At 62.0% G+C, this 19,931-nt stretch carries 16 protein-coding genes; 6 read left to right on the top strand and 10 right to left on the bottom strand.

Going from position 1 to position 19,931, the window contains the following annotated elements; genetic code table 11:
* Positions 1–42 precede the first annotated feature (42 nt).
* The 9 genes from BUB23_RS13370 to BUB23_RS13325 all read right to left on the bottom strand — a co-directional run bounded on the left by BUB23_RS13370 (position 43) and on the right by BUB23_RS13325 (position 13,481).
* A complete protein-coding gene (locus BUB23_RS13370; protein ID WP_073103732.1) occupies positions 43–996 on the bottom strand; it encodes a tripartite tricarboxylate transporter substrate binding protein in 954 nt (317 codons plus the stop codon).
* Positions 997–1,263: 267 nt separating this feature from the next.
* Positions 1,264–2,319 carry a LacI family DNA-binding transcriptional regulator gene (locus tag BUB23_RS13365; protein WP_073103730.1) on the bottom strand — a complete coding sequence of 352 codons (1,056 nt, stop codon included), beginning with the start codon at positions 2,317–2,319 and terminating at the stop codon, positions 1,264–1,266.
* A gap of 1,076 nt (positions 2,320–3,395) precedes the next feature.
* Complete coding sequence (locus BUB23_RS13360) at positions 3,396–4,196, bottom strand: MipA/OmpV family protein (RefSeq protein WP_073103729.1); 801 nt, start codon at positions 4,194–4,196, stop codon at positions 3,396–3,398.
* Between the two features lie 511 nt (positions 4,197–4,707).
* On the bottom strand, positions 4,708–6,099 hold the full coding sequence (locus BUB23_RS13350) for a sensor histidine kinase (protein WP_073103726.1): 1,392 nt from the start codon (positions 6,097–6,099) through the stop codon (positions 4,708–4,710).
* Positions 6,096–6,758 (bottom strand): response regulator transcription factor, encoded by a 663-nt coding sequence (locus BUB23_RS13345; protein ID WP_073103725.1) that lies wholly within the window; start codon positions 6,756–6,758, stop codon positions 6,096–6,098. Before BUB23_RS13345 ends, BUB23_RS13350 begins: the two co-directional genes overlap by 4 nt.
* Before the next feature lie 135 nt (positions 6,759–6,893).
* A complete protein-coding gene (locus tag BUB23_RS13340) occupies positions 6,894–9,956 on the bottom strand; it encodes an efflux RND transporter permease subunit (RefSeq protein ID WP_073103723.1) in 3,063 nt (1,020 codons plus the stop codon).
* 11 nt (positions 9,957–9,967) lie between these two features.
* A complete protein-coding gene (locus BUB23_RS13335; protein WP_073103722.1) occupies positions 9,968–11,092 on the bottom strand; it encodes an efflux RND transporter periplasmic adaptor subunit in 1,125 nt (374 codons plus the stop codon).
* On the bottom strand, positions 11,089–12,543 hold the full coding sequence (locus BUB23_RS13330; protein ID WP_084136015.1) for an efflux transporter outer membrane subunit: 1,455 nt from the start codon (positions 12,541–12,543) through the stop codon (positions 11,089–11,091). The genes BUB23_RS13335 and BUB23_RS13330 overlap by 4 nt, the downstream gene beginning before the upstream one ends.
* Complete coding sequence (locus BUB23_RS13325) at positions 12,540–13,481, bottom strand: quinone oxidoreductase family protein (RefSeq protein WP_073103720.1); 942 nt, start codon at positions 13,479–13,481, stop codon at positions 12,540–12,542. The genes BUB23_RS13330 and BUB23_RS13325 overlap by 4 nt, the downstream gene beginning before the upstream one ends.
* 92 nt (positions 13,482–13,573) lie before the next feature.
* On the opposite strand from BUB23_RS13325, the gene BUB23_RS13320 reads away from it, so the two are divergent.
* Complete coding sequence (locus BUB23_RS13320) at positions 13,574–14,023, top strand: MarR family winged helix-turn-helix transcriptional regulator (protein ID WP_218598981.1); 450 nt, start codon at positions 13,574–13,576, stop codon at positions 14,021–14,023.
* A 40-nt stretch (positions 14,024–14,063) separates the two neighbouring features.
* Here BUB23_RS13320 and BUB23_RS13315 read toward each other — a convergent pair whose 3' ends face one another.
* Positions 14,064–14,744 (bottom strand): GntR family transcriptional regulator, encoded by a 681-nt coding sequence (locus BUB23_RS13315; RefSeq protein WP_073103718.1) that lies wholly within the window; start codon positions 14,742–14,744, stop codon positions 14,064–14,066.
* A 177-nt stretch (positions 14,745–14,921) separates the two neighbouring features.
* Here BUB23_RS13315 and BUB23_RS13310 point away from each other — a divergent pair, with 177 nt between their 5' ends.
* From BUB23_RS13310 to BUB23_RS13290, 5 genes are all read left to right on the top strand, one after another.
* On the top strand, positions 14,922–16,112 hold the full coding sequence (locus BUB23_RS13310) for a CaiB/BaiF CoA transferase family protein (protein WP_073103716.1): 1,191 nt from the start codon (positions 14,922–14,924) through the stop codon (positions 16,110–16,112).
* Positions 16,112–16,921 (top strand): enoyl-CoA hydratase, encoded by an 810-nt coding sequence (locus BUB23_RS13305; RefSeq protein WP_073103714.1) that lies wholly within the window; start codon positions 16,112–16,114, stop codon positions 16,919–16,921. Before BUB23_RS13310 ends, BUB23_RS13305 begins: the two co-directional genes overlap by 1 nt.
* Positions 16,922–16,944: 23 nt before the next feature.
* Positions 16,945–17,928: a quinone oxidoreductase family protein gene (locus BUB23_RS13300; RefSeq protein ID WP_073103712.1), complete on the top strand. Its 984-nt coding sequence runs from the start codon at positions 16,945–16,947 to the stop codon at positions 17,926–17,928.
* Between the two features lie 38 nt (positions 17,929–17,966).
* Entirely contained in the window at positions 17,967–18,938 is a 972-nt protein-coding gene (locus BUB23_RS13295; RefSeq protein WP_073103710.1) for a tripartite tricarboxylate transporter substrate binding protein, read from the top strand.
* Positions 18,939–19,535: 597 nt separating this feature from the next.
* Positions 19,536–19,829, top strand: a complete 294-nt coding sequence (locus BUB23_RS13290) for a hypothetical protein (RefSeq protein WP_143160974.1) — start codon at positions 19,536–19,538, stop codon at positions 19,827–19,829.
* The last annotated feature ends 102 nt before the right edge of the window (positions 19,830–19,931 follow it).

Raw genomic sequence — 19,931 nt, 5'->3', positions numbered from 1 at the left:
GCCAGGCGCGCCGGGCTGGCGCCTGGCCGCCGCCCTGGGTGTTCAATCCGGCCTGGCGCCCGAGGCTTCGACCAGCTTTTTGTACATCGACAGTTCCGCACTGATCTGGGCACCGAACTCGGCAGGCGAATCGGCTACCGGCAGCATGCCTAGCGTGCGGAACTGTTCGCGCACGTCGGGTTCCCGCACGATGCGCACCACTTCGCTGTGCAGCCGCTGCACTACCGCGTCCGGGGTCCCGGCCGGCGCCAGCAGGCCAATCCAGGTGTTGATGTCGAAGTCCTTGAAGCCCGCCTGCTGCATGGTGGGCACCTCGGGCAAGCCGGGCCAGCGTGCTGCGGTGGTCATGGCCAAGGCAAGTAAACGCCCTTCTTCGATGTACTGGATCGCCGACGGCAAGGTCGCGAAGCTGAGCGCCACCCGGCCGGCCAGCAAGTCAGTGTTGGCCGCGGCGCCCCCTTTGTAGGGGACGTGGATCAGATCCAGGCCAGTGGCCAGCTTGAACATCTCTCCCGCCAGATGCGTGCCCGTGCCGACGCCGGCCGAGGCATAGGACAGCGGGTGGGTTTTGCCGTAGGCCACCAGTTCGTCGACGCTTTTGACCGGCAGCGATTTGGGCACGACCAGTACGTTGGGCATCATGGCCGGCTGCGAAACCGGCCGGAAGTCTTTCAGGGCGTCGTATGGGATCTTGGCATAGAGGTTGGGGTTGATGACGAAGGCACTGCTGGTCAGCAAGAGCGTATAGCCATCGGGCTGGGCCCGCGCCACAACTTCGGTGCCGATGTTTCCGCCCGCACCGGGGCGGTTTGACACCACCACCGCCTGCCCCAGCGTAGCGGTCAATTTCTGAGCCAGAATCCGGCCCACCATGTCGGCGGCCCCCCCGGCCGAAAATGGTATCACTAGCGTCAGTGGACGCGCCGGATAATCCTGGGCATGGACAGCCGATGCTGCAGCCAGGCAAAACGCTGCAAATATGCGAAGAATTGGCATTTGTCTCTCCTTGTGCACGGTTTCGACCAGTAGCGGCCCGTGTCTTCAAAAAACGAAAATAACGTTGTCTTGTCCTAAGATAACGTTGTCTTTGCTTATTTGTCAAGCTATTCACCGCACTCGCAGCGTTAGAAATTCATGTTTTGTTCACTTCTGTAGCTAGCGCCTAAATTGTTGTCCGGCATGGCGCCGCCCGGTCTGCCACAGGCGCCTCGAAGACGAAGAAACAGGGAGAACCGGGCATGCACGGAGTGTTAAAAAGCCAGGCTAGGCCCGCCAGGGAGCAATCGACCGACCCGGGACGATAGACGGCCGCAGCAGGAAATCCTTCGATGGCGGGGTGCCCGCCACGCATGCCGCGATATGGTCCAGAGCCGCCCTGCCACAAGTAGCAAGCGCCTGATCGATGCGATGAAGCGGCGGGGTGGAGAACCGGTCGATGGCCGAGCCTCCCACGCCGATGACCGATACATCGCCCGGCACCGTCCGCCCGGTGGCCATCACCGCATGCACCATGCTGATGGATGTGACGCCGGAGGCGGCGATGATGCCCGTAATGTCGGGAGCGTTTTCGTACATCTGCGCGACGCTGCGATCTATACCCTGGGGTCCGAACTCCGAAGCCTCGGCCAGATAATAGGCGACACCGGCATCCCGGCAGCATGCAGCGGCCCCCTCGACCCGCTGGCGCAACACCCGGTTGTGCAGGGGACCGACCACAATGCCGATGTGGCGATGTCCATGCCTGAGCAATTCGCCCGCGGCCAGGCGGCCCACCTCGACATTGTCTACATTGAAGTTCGGGAAATCGAGATCCCTGGGGCTGAGCGTGGTGACGACCACGCCGCTGCGCGCCATGCCGTCCAGCAACTGGCGCAAGTCAGCATGGTAGGTGAACTGATCAAACCCGCCGCCGGCCAGGATGAGCCCGCCGACACGGTGTTCCCACAAACGCTGGCAATAGACCATTTCCAGTTTCGGGTCGCGCTGCATATTGCAGACTGCGACCAGTATCTGGCCGGTCGACTCGGCATAGCGGGTGACAGATTCCGCGATTTCGCCGTAATAGGGATCGAGCATGTTGCCGACGATCAGGCCCACCATCGCGGGCGAGCCCGCCCGCAGGGTGCGGGCCATGGCGTTGCGCACGTAGGACAGTTCCTTGGCGGCGCGGCGCACTCTCTCCTTGAGCGCGGGGTCCACCGGCCAGCCCTCGTCGCGCAGGACCCGCCCCGCCGTGCTGATCGATACCCCGGCCGCCCGGGCCACATCGGCCAGGGTTGTGGTCCCATTGCGCCCGGCCGACCGACGGTTTTTAGACATTGGATTCATAAAGAGAAAGCAAACCTCCCATCCGAGAGCCGGATTGTATTCATTAGCCCCTCGGCTTTCAGCGGCCGTGGGTATTATGACTCATCTGCCAAGCTATTATAGGAACGGAGGTATTGCTGTCGGTCAGTTAATCTGAATATATTGGAATATCCCAGTGAGCTGACCGCATGGCAGGCGCTACGACACGTCGCCGAAGGCTCTTGGGGTGCTGCTCATGCACCCTACCGTCGTCCTGGCTTAGAGATGCGCCTGGGAATGCAACACGCCGTTCGCCGGGGCTGTGAGTGTCGCAACTGCCGAAGAGGCCATCTTTGAAAGAGGCCATCTTTGATCTCCTCGAAAACATTGTCTTGCGTTCTGTTCCCTAGCCCAATGAGATTGCGATCACCTCGGTCCCCAAGCGCCTCATCAACCGGTGTCGCCGCCTTGTTATCCAGTATCTGGAACGAGTGGAGCGGGCAGATAAGACTTAAACTTTCTGGAGCTAGATTGGCGCTAAAGGTATCGGATATCGTGCCCGCGTGCAAGCCGCCGATTATCATATGGCTCAGGGCCACTGCTATCACCGTCGCGGCATCCGCCATGCCTACAATGCAGGCTGAACAATGCCAGTCAGTCACGATTGCTCGGCAGATCCTGTTCTATCTGGCGATTGCGTCGCTGTGCCCAGGCATCCCGCGCGAAGGCGTAGTCATCGATTGCACCCTTGCGGACCTGCTCCATCGGAAGCAGTCGTGCGGGGTCCGAGCAGCGGCATCACGCCGAGGAATGCCGAAGTACGTGGCCGGGTCGAGCGCGCCCAGGGATCGCGCACAGGTGGTGTCCCGTACAGATCCTCGGCGTCCTGCTCAACCTGCGGCGTCTCGGGCGGATTGGTGCAGTCGACCAAGGCTCGGACTGATGTGCCGGTGCGGACGCCCTGCGAGTCGATGCCGGTTATGGCGACGGCATTGCCATCTCCGCTCGACGCTGCAGCGGGTTGCTGCTCGACGGCGTTGCTGGCGCATGCAGTGAGGATCAGTACGATTTCCGGAAGCACAAGTGATTGCCAGAAGGGAGTGCCTGGCTTAGTAGCGGTACACGTAGCTAAGCCCGATTGAGGTCTGGTTCGGCTTGTCGACCAGCGGGCTGTCCTTGACTGTGCTGCCGAAGCGGCTGGCAGCGAGGTCGAGATACAGCGTGTGATGCTTTGCCGGCGTGTAATCGACGCGCACGCCGGCAAGGATATTGGTGGTGGACTTACCTTCGTAGAATGTGCGCGTCGCGGTCGCCTCGGATTGCCGAACGCCGTAGTAGTAGTCGACATACTTGTCATCGATCCATTCGGCGGCAAGGCGCGGAGTGAAACCGAACCTGCCGGCGGCAAAGCGGCGATCCACCTGCAATCGGGCGCGCTTGCCCTTGCTCTTGCCCATGGTGTCAGCCAGGACCTCGCCCGTGAAATTGGCGAAATCCGTCTTCCAGATCACGGCGGCACCGGCCCAGAGGCTGGCCTTGCGCTCCTCCATGCCGGCCAGGACGGGCGAATCATCGGCTTCGTAGCCATCCCCCCCGGCATAGCGCGCACGCAGCCGGAAGGACAGCGAATTGCCGCTATAGAGCTTGACGTCGAACGTCGGAATGGAGGCACTGATCCACTTGTTCTCGTAGCTGACCACCGGCAAGCCCAAGGTTTTGGTATCGATGTCGCGGTATGGCTTTTTAATGGCGACAACGCCGACACCCAATCCCCACGACGACTTGTCGGGCTCTGCGGAAGTTTGGGTCTGGGCGGAGACGGAAGCCCATGATGCGCACAGAGCAATGGCAGTAATCAGGCCCGCTTTCGACGGGGTGGGTATCTTCGAGAGTTTCGAGAATCGCGACATGGTTAAGTCCTTTCTTTGGAATATCAGGAGAGAAAACATTGTGGTTACGGGCGCATCCAACTGCGCGGTCTAGCATCCATCGATGGGATTCAAGGAGGGCGCCGGCATCTTGGGCCGCCAGATGCCTACGGCGTCGAAAAGGTCCGCGCGCTCAATTGGCGCCACCGGTCTTGGGCGGCTGGAGTGGCGATGGCCGACCCGGGAGCGGCAGCGGGCTGATGAGATGAAGCGTGGTATGAGGGTTTGGTGGGCGATCCAACATCGAACTTTCCGAATCTGGTGGCACGTCGACACGACACACCTATGAGGCCGGATACTACCCAGGCGGAATTAGCCGCTTTTTAGACTTTTTAGGAATTCTTTAAGAAACGCGCCTCGGCGACAAATCAAATCGCTGGTGTCCACAGTGATCTCCGAAGGCGCGGAGGCGCGCTCGCGCTTCCATTGCTCCGGCGCCGCCAGTGCGCAATGCACGGGCGGTCCTTGGTTGCTCGCATTGAGAAACGGCGGATCAGCCTGCACGCCGTACAGAGGCTATTCCTGGAAAGACCACGCGCACCATGAAACCCCGGTCTTCCAGTCCGGCGCCCGTCTGGATAGTGGCGTTGTGCGACTCGGCAATGCTCGCGACCAATGACAGGCCGATCCCGCTGCCACGCACGGGATTGCTCGCCACACGGTGAAAGCGCTCGAAGATGGTGTCGCGCTCCGCGGCCGGAACGCCTGGGCCATTGTCGGCGACTTCCAGGAAGACGCTGGATGCTTCCCCGGCCTGCGCGGGTGGCGCATAGCCGCAGCGCGCCAATACGTTGCCGCCTTCAGCGGTGTAGCGCATGGCGTTATGCAAGAGGTTGCGCAGCAGGATGCCGATCTCGTCGATGTCGCACTGGATCATGCAGGAAGATACATTCAGGAATAGCGAGCGCCGATTTTGGCTGGCGCAGATCTCGAACTCCTGCGCGACATGCTGCACGAGCTTGCTCAAGTCTGCTGCTGTGTGTTTGGGGGGCTTGGTGCCGGCGTTGATGCGTGCGAGGTCGAGCAGTTGCTCGGACAGCCTGGTGCCGCGCTGGGCCACTACGAGCAGCTTCCTTAGGGCTGCGTCCTTCTCCTGCGGATTCGTCTCGCGAAGGGCAATCTCAGCCTGCCCCTGCAATGTCGACAGCGGTGTGCGCAGTTCATGAGCCGCATCGCCAATAAAGCGGCGTTCGCCCTCAATGGCCTCGTCGAGTTGCTGGAGCAGGCGGTTGAAGGAGTCGACCAATGGATGCAACTCCCGGGGCAGGCCATCCAGCGGCAGAGGCGTGAAATCGAAGCGTGGCCTGCGATGCATGGCCGCGCCAAGGGCGCGCACCGGCTTGAGCGCGCTGAGGGTGACGATCCACATGATGACGCCCACGATCATGAGCAGTATGGTCGTCTGGATCACCTCGTCCGCTGCTTTGTGGCGGAAGTCGGCATCCACGACACTTTGCAGGTTGCCTACCTGGACCGTCACCCTTCCGCTACTGTCCGACGCGGAGTAGACGCGCCACTTCTTCCCTTCAACGTGGGTCGACACAGGTCCATCGGCGAAATCGGGCCGGAGTGGAGTCTCCGGCCCCCCAGGTGTGTTGGCGAGCAGTCTGCTTCGATCTATCCATATCTGAAAGACCAGTGGCCCACGCAGGGCATCCAGGGATTGCGGCAACGTCAACCCTGGTCCCTCGCGCTTGTCGAAGTGACTGTCGGCGGGGATGGTGACCAGCAATTGTGTGGTGATGGCCTCAAGTCGTTCGTCCCAAGTGCTGCTGCGGTTGATCGAGGTTTTTGTGAGAACAACTGCGACCACGATCATCCAGAACAACGCGGTGACCCCGATGATCGCCAGGATCAACTGCGCGTTGATGGATCGCGACTTCATGTTGGCTGCCCTACTACGTAGCCGAGCCCATGAACGGTCCGGATCAGGTCATCACCCAGCTTGCGGCGCAACTGGTGGATGAAAACGGCAATAGTATTGCTCTCGACATTACTGGCCGTGCCATAGACAATGTCATGCAAATGATCGCGCGTCACCACATGGCCAGGGCGCTCAACAAGTGCCAGCAACGTGCGGTATTCCTGGGCGCTGAGGGTGACTTCGATGCCCGCCTTCGTCACCACGCGGCGGCTGCGGTCGATCTGCACATCCCCATAGGTGAACACCGGAACGACACGTCCCTGGCTGCGGCGGATGACCGAGCGCAAACGAGCCCAGAGTTCATCGAACTGGAACGGTTTGATCAGGTAGTCGTCGGCGCCCGCATCCAGGCCGGCGATCCGTTCGCTCAACTGCCCCCTTGCGGTCAGGATGAGCACGGGCGTGGTGTCATAACGTGTGCGCATGGTGCGCAGGACGGCCAGTCCGGAGTCTCCCGGAAGGCCGATGTCGAGCAGAACCGCCGCGTAGGCGTGATCCACCAGCGCGTTGCGCGCGGCATTCGCATCACCGACGCGGTCGATGTGCCATCCGCTCTGGCGCGCGCCATCGCAAATGGTCTCGCCCAGCATCTGGTCGTCTTCTACGAGAAGCAGCTTCATGTCATATCAATCCATGCGTACACATCGGTTTTATTCCGAAATGATGAGAATAATGGGATAACCAGTTTAATTTTTTATTAAGGGTGGACGGCCGAGGCGACCGTGACGCAACAGCGGAGATGGCGCAACTCCAGGTCAAGCTCCTCCCCCTCTCGCCACCCAACGCCTCGGCGTGAAACGCTGAACGAGGTCATCCACGACTTCATAGAGCACAGGGATCACCAGCAGGCTCAGGAAGGTTGAGGTGATGAGGCCGCCGATCACGACGATGGCCATCGGCGCGCGAAAGCTCGGGTCGGCGCCGAAGCCCAGGGCGATGGGCAGCATTCCCGCGCCCATCGCCAGGGTGGTCATCACGATGGGACGCGCGCGCTTGTGGCAGGCGTCGAGCAGCGCATCGAGCCGGGACATGCCGTGATCGCGCTGCGCCACGATGGCGTACTCCACCAGCAGGATGGAGTTCTTGGTGGCGATGCCCATCAGCATGATCATCCCGATCATGGCGGGCATGCTGAGGTTGGTGCCGGTCGCGAAAAGCGCCAGGATCGCCCCCGGGATCGACAGCAGCAGCGCGACGAGTATCGTCACCGGCTGCACCCAGGCGTGGAACAGCAGCACCAGCACGACATAGATGCAGGCCACGCCCGTGCCCATCGCCAGCAGGAAACTCTGGCCGAGTTCGTTGGACGTTTCCGCTACGCCGATGTCGTTCTTCACCAAGCCAGGTGGCAGATGGGAAAGGCTGGGCAGCGCGGCGGCGCGCTGCTGCACATCGCCCAAGGCCTGCCCGTTGAGTTCGATCTCGAAGTTCACGTTGCGCAGGCGGTCGAGGCGGTTGATCTGTGCAGGACCGCTGGCGATCTCCACCTCTGCCACATCACGCAACGGCACGGGGCCGCGGGCACCCGGCACTGTGAGCTGACGCAGCAGTTCCAGATCCCTCGTCGCGTCGTCGGGCAGCCGCAGCACGATAGGCACCTGGCGCTGGCTCAGGTTCAGCTTCGGCAGGAACTGCTCGTAGTCGCCCAGGGTGGCCACGCGCACCGTTTCCGCAATGGCGTCGGTGCTCACCCCCAGATCGGCCGCGCGGGCAGTGTCCGGGCGCACGATCAACTCGGGCCGCTGCAGACTTGAGCCGCTGGTCACTTGGCCGATCCCTGCCAGGCTGCGCAGTTCCTGCTCCACCGTGGCCGCGTGCCGCGCCAGCAGTTCACTGTCCTCGCCGGAGAGCACCAGTGTGTAGGCTTCATTCGCGGCCACCTTGACGCGGGCGCCGGCCACGTCCTGCAGACGTGCGCGCAACTCGCGCTCGATGTGCTGCTGGCTCAGGCCCGGGCGCTTCTTGCGTGGCGTCAGGTTCAGCGTCAGGGCCGCCATGCGTACTTCGGCCCCACGCCTCACCGCACTGTCCCCAGCGCTGCCGCCGCCAATGGCAGTGTAGGCCATCGTCACATGCGGATGCGCTGTCACGGCGGCGCCTGCCTGCTCGGCGATGGCGCGCGTTTGTTCAAAGGTGCTGCCCGACGGCAGCTCGACGCTGATCCGGGTCTGGCCCAGGTCCTCCGGCGGCATGAAGTCGCCCTTGATCGCGCCCGTGAACAGCGGCATGCAACTGGCGATGCCGAAAGCCGCCATGATCGCCAGTGTCGCGCCCTTGTGCGTGAATGCCCAGCGTGCAGCCTTCAGATAGGCCGGCATCCAGAACGGCTCGGCGCGGGGCCGGGCCGGCTTCTTCAGCAGGTAGGCCGCCATCATGGGCGTGAGCAAGCGCGCCACGACGAGCGAGAAGAACACGGCGATCGATGCCGTCCAGCCGAATTGCACGAAGAACTTGCCAGCCAGACCTTTCATGAAGGCGGTGGGCAGGAAGACGGCGATCAGCGTGAAAGTGGTGGCGATCACCGCCAGTCCGATCTCGTCGGCCGCCTCGCGGGCGGCCACCAGCGGCTCCTTGCCCTGCGCCAGGTGGCGCATGATGTTCTCGATTTCGACGATGGCGTCATCCACCAGGATGCCGACCACCAGCGACAGCGACAGCAAGGTGATGAGGTTCAGCGTGAACCCCATCCATTGCATGAACAGAAAGGTGGGGATGATGGACAGCGGCAGCGCCACGGCGCTGACGAAGGTCGCGCGGACGTCGCGCAGGAAGAGCCACACCACCAGCACCGCGAGCACGGCGCCTTCGATGAGCAGCGACATACTGCCCTCAAAGTTCTCCGCGACCTGATCGACGGCGTTGAACGCCTCGGTAAGCTCGATGTCCGGCTGTTCCGTCTTTATTACCGCAAGCGCCTGGCGCACGCCGTTGGCAACGTCGATGTCACCGGCGCCTGTGGTGCGCAGGATCTCGAAGCCGACAACCGGCTTGCCGTTGAGGAAGGCGCCACTGCGCCGCTCGGCCAGCGCATCGGTCACGGTGGCCACCTGATCCAGGCGCACGACATGCCCGTCGGGCAATGGGATTTCAATGGCCGCCAGAGCGGCCGCCGAGGGTACGGCGACGACCATGCGCACAGTCTGTTCGCCACTGCCCAGCCTGGCACGGCCGCCCGGGGCCTCGCGCTGCATCTGGACGAGCCGGCGCGAGACATCGGCCGCGCTCAGGCGCAATGCCAGCAGCCTATCCGGGTCCAGTTCCACGCGCACTTCGCGGCTCACGCCGCCTACGCGGGTGACGGCGCCGACGCCGGGCGCGGCGAGCAGGCGCCGGGTGATCTGGTCATCGACGAACCACGACAGTGCTTCGTCGTCCATGCGCGGCGAGGCCACCGTATAGGTCAGGATCGGATCGTTCTTGAACTCGATCTTGCTGATGATGGGATCGCGCAAGGCCGCGGGCAGGTCTGCCCGCACCCGGGCCACCGCGGCTCGGGTATCGTCCAAGGCCTCCTGTGGCGGCTTCTCCAGGCGGAACTCCGCGGAGACTATGGCCGTGCCGTCCTGGACCGTCGTGTGCAGGTGCCTGAGCCCCTTCATCGTGGCCATCGCGTTCTCTAACTTGCGCGCGACCTCGGTTTCCATCTGGGCCGGGGCGGTGCCTGGCAGGCTGGCCATGACGGTGATCATGGGCAGGTCAACGTCCGGGAAGTTCTGGACCTTGGCGGCGCGGAAGGCGAACAGCCCCGCCGCTGCGAGCATGACGAACAGCAGGAAGGCCGGTACGGGATTGCGGATCGACCAGGCGGAGAAATTCACGGCCGTCCCCTTCAGCGTGTGGCGGTCTGGGCGGGCGTATTCGGACTTGCGGCGGCGACGCGCACCGTCACGCCGTCCGCCAGGAAGCCGACCCCGGACTCGGCGACCGCCGTGTCGGCGGCCAGCCCTTCGCGGATCTCCACCCGGTCGCCGCGCCTCGCGCCCAGCGTCACCTTCTGCTGCCGTACCTTGTCGCCCTCGATGCGGAAGACATAGCTGAAACCGTCGCGCAGCAGGACCGCGGTTTCAGGCAGCGTCAGCACCGTGCGCAGGGCCAGCAGAAGCTCGCCACGGGCGAACAAGCCGGCTCGCGCCGCAGCGTCGGGCTGGAGGTCCACGTACACGATGCCGCTGCGGCTTTGCGGATCGACCTGCGGCGAGATCTTGCGCACGCGGCCTTCGATGGCCTGCGTGCCGCCCAGCTTGATGAGCACGGCCTGGCCGGGTGCCGCGAGCGCCAGCTCCGGACCCGGCAATTCGGCGCGCCATTCAAGCCGGCCCTGGCGTTGCAGGCGCATGATTTCCGCGCCCTCTTGAATGAGCGCGCCCTCAACCGCGGGCCGGACGCTGATCACACCGTCGTCCGGCGCGCGCACTTGGGTGTAGGCCAGTCGCAGCGTGTCGGCCTGCACGCGCGCGCGGGCTGCGGCCAGACGGGCTTGCGCGGCATCGCCGGCCGCCAGGGCCTGGTCGATGGCCTGGGCCGACAAGACCTCGGTGCCCCGCAGCGCCCGGGCGCGATCGGCTGCGCGGCCCGTCTCTGCGGCGTTGACCCCGGCCTCCTGAAGCGCGGCACGGCTGGCGTTCAGATCGGCTTCGAGCGTGCCTGGGCTGAGTTGCGCCAGGAGTTGCCCCTGCTCCACCCGGTCGCCGATATCGGCCAGCAGCCGCGACAGGCGCTGTCCGCCGATCTCGGCGCCGATCACGACTTCCTGCCAGGCAGCAATGGTGCCGACGGCGTTCAGCGTCCGGGGCCATTGTTGTATGGCGGCAAAGATGCGCTTGACCGTCAGCGCCGGTGGCGCGGCGGCGGACGGCGTGGATGGGGCGGCGCTGCGCGTGGTAATGAGCAGCGCAGCGAAGGCAACGGCAAGGCAAGCGACCGCGGCGAAGAGATAGACAAGGTGACGCTTCATGGTTGAGCAGCCACTTGATCGGTGGGACCTGGGTCGGCGTTCCAGCCACCGCCAAGGCTGCGGTACAGACGGAACCAGGCCTGCGCCTGATCCGCCTGCGCGGCAAGTAAGTCATCGTGCGCGGTCAAGGCATTGCGTTGGGAAATGGCGCGCTGCGGGCCGCTGTGCAGGCCCGCCCGCGCCTGCAGGACGGCACGCTGTGCAATGCCTTGCCACTCACGCGCCACGGATTCAGCTTCGCGCAGGCGGTCGCGCGTGGCTGCCATGCGCTCCAGCGACTCTTCGACTTCGGCGACCGCGGTTTGCCACTTCGCCTGCAAAGCCGCGGCCGCTTCATCGGCCGCAGCCAGCGCGGCCTGGCCTTGGGCACGGCGCGCCCCGCCGTCGAACAGCGGCAGCGTCAAGCTCGGGCCGATAGACCACAGGGAACTCACCGAACTCTGTCCGCCCACGCTCAGACGCGCATCCCCGATCAGGGCACCCAGACTGAGCTGCGGATAGCGCTGGGCGTCCACGCTGCGCTGATGGGCCTGCGCGGCCCACCAGCGCTGGTGGGCCGCGGCCACGTCCGGCCGCTGCGCCAGCAGCTGCGCCGGCATCGTGCGGACCGCAAAGCCGGGCACGCTGGGAAGCAAGCGGCGGGGAGACATCCAGGCGGCGGGCAAGGCGGGGGCTTGCAGCTCGGCCGCCAACGGGGCCGCCGGCACGCCGAGCAGCACGGCCAGTTCCTGCAGGGCCACCTGCGCCTCGGCCCGCTCGGCGCTGCGACGGGCAGTGGCGAGCGAAGCATCGGTGCGCAATAGAGCCGCGTCGCTGGCGTTCATGAGGCCGACCGCCTGTTGCTGGCGTCCCCACGCGGCAAGCTGGGCCGCCAGCAGACCGTCGAGTTCCGCAACCTCTTCGCGCGCCTGCGCCAGCCGCAGGTTCACGTAGGCTGCGGCCACGTCCGCCGCCAGTGTCACGCGGGCGGCGTGCCAGTCGTGCTGCGCGGCGTCGGCCTGCGCCGCCTGCTCTTCGGCCTCGGCGCGCTTGCCGCCAAAGAGGTCGATCTCCCAACTGGCATTGAACTGGGAGTCAGACTGGGTGGAGACGCCAGGGGTGTTGTTGAGGTTCTTGCCCCGACTCGATGTTGCGCTCGCCCCGAGTTGTGGCAGCAGGCTGGCGCGGACCTGGGTGACCAAGGCACGCGCCTGCCTATGCCTGGCGGCGGCCGCCTGCAGGTTCGGATTGGCGGCTTGGGCGCGCTCGATCAACGTGACGAGCATCGGGTCGGGAAAGGCCTGCCACCAATCGGCGAGCGCCGCCGTCGATCCGCCATGAGGCAAGGGCGCGCGCCAGACCTCGGGCAGGTCAACGGCCGCAGGCGCGCGCAACCGCGGGCTGGCGCAGGCGGCCAACAGCAGGACCAGCCCGCAGGACGCGGCCAGGGAGGACAGGTGACCGTTCATCATGGCGTGAAGACGATGCGCTCGCTGATGCGGGCAGCCTCGGACCACGCCTGCTCCACATTGCGCAGCGGCGTGGCTCTCACTTTGATGCGGAACGTTCCGCGCGCGATCTCTTTCGCCAGCTCTGGCAGCTCCATGAGAATCTCGCGACCCGACACCGAGCCGTACCCGCTGCCCACGATCTGGAAATTTGCAGAGCGTAAAAAGGCGCCCGGAATGGCAGCGGCTTCCCCCGCCATCGAGCCGATATGTATCCAGGTGATCGGCAAGCTGCGATCCGCCCGTTGCTTGAGTACGGTCTCCATGACGCGAACCGCACTTTCCCCCCAGACGAAATCGAGCACGACATCCACCTCGCGAGCGAGGGCACCCAATCGGGCATCCCCCAGCGGCACGATCTCCGTGGCGCCGAGCGCGGGCAGCTTTGCGAGCTTCTCCTCGTCACGACCCGCGGCGATGACCTGCGATGCGCCCAGGTGCCGGGCAATCTGCACGGCCATGCTTCCTGAGCTTCCGGTGGCACCGAGAATGAGCACCTTCTGCCCGCTCTGAAACGGCACGCGGCAACGCAGCGCGAGCCAAGACGCCATCGCGGGATTCATCGCGCCGGCAACGGTGACGGCGTCGCTGTCGAGCGGAAGTTCGATGCTATGGTCGAGTTCAATCACCGTCCTGTCAGCCATCGTGCCGATCTGCCCGGGACCCTGCACGAAGTAGCGCAACTTGCCGTCGGTACCGCGCCCGACGCCATCGATGCCGGGGACGAGCGGTAGCCCCCTGCTGCTGGAGTAATGAACGCCTGAAGCCTGGCCGCGAGTGACGTGATGCAGGCCGGCCGCGAGCACTTCGACGAGCATTTCTCCCGGCCCTTTGGGCGCGGGATCGGCGTAGTCGCCGTAGTGCGGCGGTTGGTCGAACGAGGATATGACAGCAGCTTTCATCGGGCTCTCCTTTGGTGGTCACGCGACCCATAAAGTTCGTAATACGATCTATTATTGATCCGTAATACGAACTATGTCAAGATGGAGCCACCATGAAAAAGCAAATATCCATGAAACAAGCCTCCGCGCCCCGCGAAGGGCTGGCCGATGCACTTGCGACGACCGCCTTTGTCACGATGGCCGTAATCAACAAGATTGGCGCCGAGAACGACTTGTCGCTTTCGCTGATCCGCGTCTTGGGAATCCTGTGGGACCGTCGCCCGCGCATGGCTGAGCTCGCCGACTACCTCGGGTTGGAGAAGCAGACGATGTCGGGGCTCATCGCCCGAGCAGAAAAGAGAGGGCTGGTGGCGCGCGCACCGAACAAAGAAGACGGCAGAGCGACAGACGTTTTTCTGACGAGCGATGGGGCCAAGCTCGTCAAGCGGCTGCATGTCCAGGGGCAACGGGCACTGGCACCGCTCATTGAACAGCTCAGCGCGTCAGATCAGCAGCTCCTTCAGGAGCTGCTTCAGCGCATGCTGGAAACCCGGAAGGGTTGAAGGCCGGAGCGGTTCCTCGCGAGGCGAGTGCAATGCCCCGTCACCCGACCCAGGGCTCTTCCAGGGTAGAAAGTAATCTCGACTTTCCGCCCAGTACATGCCGCTGGGCCGCCACCCAGGCCTTCTTTGGGTTGGCAGAAGCAATTGCCTCGTAAATTTTCCGGTGCTCGGCATTCGATCGGCGCATATTGCCGCTGGCGTTGAAATACTTGCGCCGGAACAGGTGCAATTCTTTTACGTAGTCGTCATAGGCCTGCTTTGCCCTGTGGTTGCCTGACAAATCAAGAATCAGTTCGTGAAAGCTCAGGTTCAATTCGTAATAGGTGGTGCCGTCGTTGGCTGCGCAGGCCTCATCCATCTGGCTCAGAAGCTGCTCGAACTGAGCGGCATGCTTCTCGGAAAAATGCTCGCAGGCGCGTTCTGCTGCATAAGCGAACACCAAGGCGCGCAATTCATAGACCTCGATCATGTCGCGCACCGACAGCTGCCTGACGGACACCCCCTTGTTGGGCACTGAGGTAAGCAAGCCAAGGCCGGCAAGCACTTTCATGGCTTCGCGTATGGGACCGCGGCTGGTACCCATTCGTGCTGCGAGCGCGGCTTCGCTAAGCCGCTCGCCGGGCTGGAACTCCCCCGAATAAATCAGACGCTTGAGTTCGCTTGCCACGGTTTGCGAGAGGACGGCGGATCGTGCAGAAGAAGAAGGAGGAGTAAAGGCCATAAGAAAAATTTTACCTTAAGAAACACTGACTACGTCTGGCTACCCAGGCTCCTGAACCCTGATTCTTTTTGAGGTTCCATTAAAAATCCATAGACTAAATGTCTACTAATACTATAAGATTGTAGACACTTTAGCCGAAAATCGACTATTCAGCCAGCACTTACAGGAGACAATACTGTGGGACATCTAGCCGCATCCGAAGCACTGAAGCGCTTTCGCGTGATTGATCTGACCCAGGTTCGAGCCGGGCCCACCGCGTGCCGGCAGTTGGCCGATTGGGGTGCCGATGTGATTCAGGTGCAGATGCCTGAGCACATGCGCGGTGACGACACGCTGGGCGGGCAGGACGGATCTGATTATCAATACACCCATCGCAACAAGCGATCCATCACCCTGAATCTGAAAGAGTCCGAAGGTATTGCGGCACTCAAGCGGCTGATTGCTACCGCAGACGTGGTGGTCGAAAATTTCCGTCCCGATGTGAAATACCGGCTGGGTATCGATTACGAATCACTGGCCGCCGACCATCCCGGCCTGGTCTATGCCAGCATTTCAGGCTTCGGGCAGACTGGGCCTTACGCGACACGCCCTGGTTTCGATCAGATCGCGCAAGGTATGTCAGGGCTGATGTCAATTACCGGCGTGCCGGGTGAAGCCCCCATGCGGGTTGGCATTCCCATCGCCGATCTGTGCGCCGGCATTTTCGCCGCGCAGGGGATACTGGTCGCACTGCTTGAACGTGAGTCCTCCGGAAAAGGGCAATGGCTGCATACGTCTTTGTTTGAATCCATGATCTACATGCTGGACTTCCAGACTTCACGGTTCCTGATTGACGGCGAGGTCGCCCAACAGGCTGGAAATTTCCACCCCACCAGCATTCCGACGGGTGTCTATAAAGCCCGTGACGGCTATATGAATATCGCCGTGTTCGGCTCCAAAATCTGGGAGCGATTCTGCAACATCATGGGCGCGCCCGAATGGGTCTCCGACGAGCGCTATCACGATAAGGCCTCCCGTTCAATAAACCGCGACTCGCTCAATGCCCAGATCAACGAGCGCCTGGCATCCCAGGATCGCAGCTACTGGATTGCCAAGTTCAACGAAGGCGGCGTCGCCTGCGGCGTCATCAACGACATGGGCGAGGTTTTCAAGGATCCGCAGACCCAGCACCTGAATATCGTCAAGACTGTGGTTTCGCCCAGGCTGGGCGAACAACGCATGGTGGGCCAGCCGGTTCAGCTTACCCGCACCCCCAGCACCATAGTGCGTTCGGCGCCTTTACGCGGCGAGCATTCCGAGGAAATTCTCAAAACTCTGGGCTATGACGATGCGGTCCTGGTCCAAATGAAATCACTAGGAGTCTATTAATGGCATATCCGGAACCCCATACTCCGACAGAACGCGTTCTGACCTGGCTCGATCATTCAACGCTGCATATTCAATTCAACAACCTGGCGCGGCACAACGCGCTGTCGGTGGATATGTGGGAAGCCATACCGCAGTTGCTGCAATATGCCCAGGACAACGACAGCGTGCGCCTGGTGGTCTTCTCGGGCGCCGGAGACAAGTCATTCGTGTCAGGCGCGGATATTTCGCAGTTCGAAGATATGCGTGCCGCGCGCGCCGCGGTAACCCGTTACGAAGCCATGGCCGAGGATGCGCTTGCCGCTATTCAGGACTTCCCGAAGCCGACACTGTCCTGCATCAACGGTTATTGCATAGGCGGCGGCGTGAATGTAGCCATCGCCTGCGACATGCGGATCGCGTCCGACAACTCCGTCTTTTCCATTCCTGCCGCGCGTCTGGGCCTGGGATACCGCTATTCGGCCATAAAGAACCTGGTCGATTTGATCGGACCGGGCGCGGCTAAAGATCTTTTCTTCACCGCGCGCCGCATCAATGCCGCCGAGGCGAAATCGCTGGGGCTCATTAGCCGGACCAGTACAGCGGAAGCGTTGCCGGCACTGCTTGAAGAGTATACGAGCGCCTTGGCCGATAACGCGCCGCTAACCATTGCCGCAGGCAAAACCATCATGGCTGAAATCCTCAAGTCGCCTCCCAATACCGATCGGGAGCGTTGTACGGCCCTGATTCGCGCCTGCTTCGATAGCCAGGACTACGCAGAAGGAAGAACCGCTTTTATGCAAAAGCGCAAACCGGTATTTGTCGGCAAATAAGCACACCGGACCAAGGAGAAAGAATGAAAAGCCACTGGATGCAAATGACCGAAACGGACACCCTTCTGGAGTGCCGTGAAACTGAAATCCCTGAACCAGGCCCTCGGCAATTATTGCTGCGCATGCATGCAGCCGGCTTGAACCGCGGCGAGTTCGTGCTGGGTCATGGATTGCACGGCAAAGCGGGCACCTGGAAGCAGATCGGCGGAGAGGGTGCGGGCGAGGTGCTCAGCACGGGAAAAGAGGTGACCGGATTCAAGGCCGGCGATAAGGTCATGGGCAGGTGCGCGGGCGCCTTCTCTGAATACGCTTTAATGGATCTTGCGGAAGCCATGCCCAAGCCGGACAGCCTGTCGTGGGAAGAGGCGGCATGCCTGCCCATGACCTTCCTGGTCGCTTTCGACATGCTGGTACTACAGGGGCGGCTAAAAGCGGGCGAATGGATACTGCTCAATGGGGCGTCGTCGGGTGTGGGTGTCGCCGCGCTGCAATTGGGCAAGGCCATGGGCGCGAACGTGATCGGCACGTCCGGCTCGGCGGAAAAGCTGGAAAGGCTGAAAGGCCTTGGGCTGGACGTTGCCCTGCACACGCGCGCCGCCGACTTTGCCGCCGATGTCATGACGGCAACAGACCAGCACGGCGCCGACCTCATCATCAATGCCGTCGGAGGAAGCGTCTTTGCGGAGAATATTCGAGCAGCCGCATTCGAAGCCCGGCTAGCCATTGTCGGTTATGTCGATGGTCAGCTTCATGGCGACTTCGACCTTGAAGCTTTCCATGCCAAGCGACTCACACTGTTCGGCGTGTCGAACAAAATGCGCACGAAGGCGCAACGCGCAGCCGCCGTCCCGCGATTTACCTCTGAAGTACTGCCCTACTTCGAGGCTGGAACGATAAAACCGCAGGTCGACAAACAATTCGATTTTGAAGATCTGCTGGCAGCCAAGGCCTGCATGGAGGCAGGCCATCACGCAGGCAAGATAGTACTGCGGATATCCGCGGCCTGAACACCACCAAGATATAAAAATACCGAGGAGACAATATCATGAAAACCATCCGCTTTGTCCTCGCATGCACGCTAAGCGTCATGGCTGCGCAGGCTTCCGCACAGTCTGCTGATTATCCCAACCGTCCCGTTCGGGTAGTCGTGGGGTTTGCGCCCGGCGGAGCTGCCGATACGGTTGCCCGCATTATGAGCGAATCCTTCAGTAAAGCACTGAAGCAGACCATTGTCGTGGAAAACAAGCCAGGGGCAGGTTCAAGCATTGCCGCGGATTATGTCGTCAAGGCACCCGCCGATGGCTATACCCTGTTAATCGCCAGCCCCAGCAGTATCTCTATCAATCCAGCGCTGAACCCCGGGCTGACCTATACAGCGAAAGACCTCAAGGCAGTAACAAAAATCACGACCTCGCCGCTGGTGCTGGCAGTCAGCACGAAAACCGATATCCACAGCGTGGCCGACCTGATCAGGATCGCCAAAGCCAAACCCGACTATTTGAACTATGCAACCTCGGGCAATGGTTCAGCACCTCACCTGGGCGCCGCCCTGTTTACACTTTTAACAAACACCAGGATGACGCACGTTCCTTACCGCGGCGGCGCGCCGGCTATCCAGTCAGTCATGGCTGGCGATACGCACTTGAGCTTTGGCACCGCGCCTTCAGTCCTGGCTCAAGCGGAAAGCGGAAAACTACGCCCCATAGCCGTCAGCACCAAAGAAAGCTCGGCTTTGGTGCCTAGCTTGCCCGGCATGCGCGAAGCCGGGCTTCCGGATTACAACCTGGAGTTCTGGTATGGCATTTTCGTACCGGCGAACACGCCGGCTCCCGTTGTGCAAAAAATTTACGACGCCGCTGTGATCGCCATGAGCGACCCAAAAGTGAAAGAAGGCTTGGCGCGTGAAGGCACCGAGACATCCGTGTCGAAATCGCCTGAAGACTTTGACGAGTTTCTAGCCAAAGAAGACAAGTTCTGGGTGAATCTGGCGAAGAGCGCGGATATTGCGGTCAATTGATTTGATGGATGGGAGCGAGCTTATTGTGCGGCGGCTTGCCGCAAGCATCAGCCGACACACCTTCCTGTGGGCACTTCAGACTGCTGACAAACCTTCGAGTGCTTGCAGACCCCAGATGAGTTGGCCGGAACTTGATTGCTGTGGTTGGGGGCTGTTTCGACCAGACTGACCTACGCCTTGTAAGGGCGCCGGTCTGCTGCAGGCTGGTGGCTGCGAGGCTTGAAAGTCAAAAAATCCCTGCATTTTTGCTTATGTTTTTTGGCCACTTTATGCTTTATTTTGAACCATTGATCAAGATATGCTCAGTGCTTGGTATTGAGTTTATTGAGTCTTACCCAGATTCTCCATGAGATTTCGGCTAGTTTATGCTTCATGGGCGTTGGTTGCTGTTTAAATCCACGCAGGCAGGATGCGACTAGGTGGCCCGGCTGTTGGTGCTGTTGTCTCTGGAGTTTCAACCCACGCATGCTAGAATAAACTGCAGCCCTAGCCCGTCCTCTCCCGAACTCCATACCGGTGATGACACTAGGTCCGTTCTGGCCCTGTCGTGCAGGGTCACCTTCACAACACCAGCTTGCTGCTATCAATGAACGCTGGTTGGCAGATGCCAGCCGAGCTGCTTCAATTGCGCCCGCACATTCTCAGAATCCGATCCCCGCCGCATTGCTGGGCCGGCTTGCCGTCGATCAGCAGGCTCGCGGCCATGGCGTGGACAGAATGCTGCTGGTTAATGCCACCCAGCGCACGCTGACAGTCAGCGACGAGATTGCTATTTATGCCATGGCTGTCGATGCTCTCGACGAGCAGGCACAAAGCGTCCATGAGCAATTCGGCTTCTCGCTGCTGGGCTCAGGCAGTCGCCGGTTGTTCCTGCCGCTGATATCCGTCTGAGCATTCCCTCGCGGCCCACACCGCAAGGCGCCCTGCGGATACTGCCTGACGGTTCCCGAGTGCGGCGCTGACAGTCCTTTATCGTGAACCACAGCGGGTTCA

Source organism: Pollutimonas bauzanensis, from assembly GCF_900129885.1.
GTDB lineage: Bacteria > Pseudomonadota > Gammaproteobacteria > Burkholderiales > Burkholderiaceae_B > Pollutimonas > Pollutimonas bauzanensis.
Note: the sequence above shows the minus strand (reverse complement) of the source record. Positions and strands in the feature narration are given on the sequence as shown.

Bases quoted from the DNA above. Each gene is read 5' to 3' on its own strand.
- BUB23_RS13370 (WP_073103732.1), bottom strand. From the start codon at position 996: ATGCCAATTCTTCGCATATTTGCAGCGTTTTGCCTGGCTGCAGCATCG.
- BUB23_RS13365 (WP_073103730.1), bottom strand. From the start codon at position 2,319: ATGTCTAAAAACCGTCGGTCGGCCGGGCGCAATGGGACCACAACCCTG.
- BUB23_RS13360 (WP_073103729.1), bottom strand. From the start codon at position 4,196: ATGTCGCGATTCTCGAAACTCTCGAAGATACCCACCCCGTCGAAAGCG.
- BUB23_RS13350 (WP_073103726.1), bottom strand. From the start codon at position 6,099: ATGAAGTCGCGATCCATCAACGCGCAGTTGATCCTGGCGATCATCGGG.
- BUB23_RS13345 (WP_073103725.1), bottom strand. From the start codon at position 6,758: ATGAAGCTGCTTCTCGTAGAAGACGACCAGATGCTGGGCGAGACCATT.
- BUB23_RS13335 (WP_073103722.1), bottom strand. From the start codon at position 11,092: ATGAAGCGTCACCTTGTCTATCTCTTCGCCGCGGTCGCTTGCCTTGCC.
- BUB23_RS13330 (WP_084136015.1), bottom strand. From the start codon at position 12,543: ATGATGAACGGTCACCTGTCCTCCCTGGCCGCGTCCTGCGGGCTGGTC.
- BUB23_RS13325 (WP_073103720.1), bottom strand. From the start codon at position 13,481: ATGAAAGCTGCTGTCATATCCTCGTTCGACCAACCGCCGCACTACGGC.
- BUB23_RS13320 (WP_218598981.1), top strand. From the start codon at position 13,574: ATGAAAAAGCAAATATCCATGAAACAAGCCTCCGCGCCCCGCGAAGGG.
- BUB23_RS13315 (WP_073103718.1), bottom strand. From the start codon at position 14,744: ATGGCCTTTACTCCTCCTTCTTCTTCTGCACGATCCGCCGTCCTCTCG.
- BUB23_RS13305 (WP_073103714.1), top strand. From the start codon at position 16,112: ATGGCATATCCGGAACCCCATACTCCGACAGAACGCGTTCTGACCTGG.
- BUB23_RS13300 (WP_073103712.1), top strand. From the start codon at position 16,945: ATGAAAAGCCACTGGATGCAAATGACCGAAACGGACACCCTTCTGGAG.
- BUB23_RS13295 (WP_073103710.1), top strand. From the start codon at position 17,967: ATGAAAACCATCCGCTTTGTCCTCGCATGCACGCTAAGCGTCATGGCT.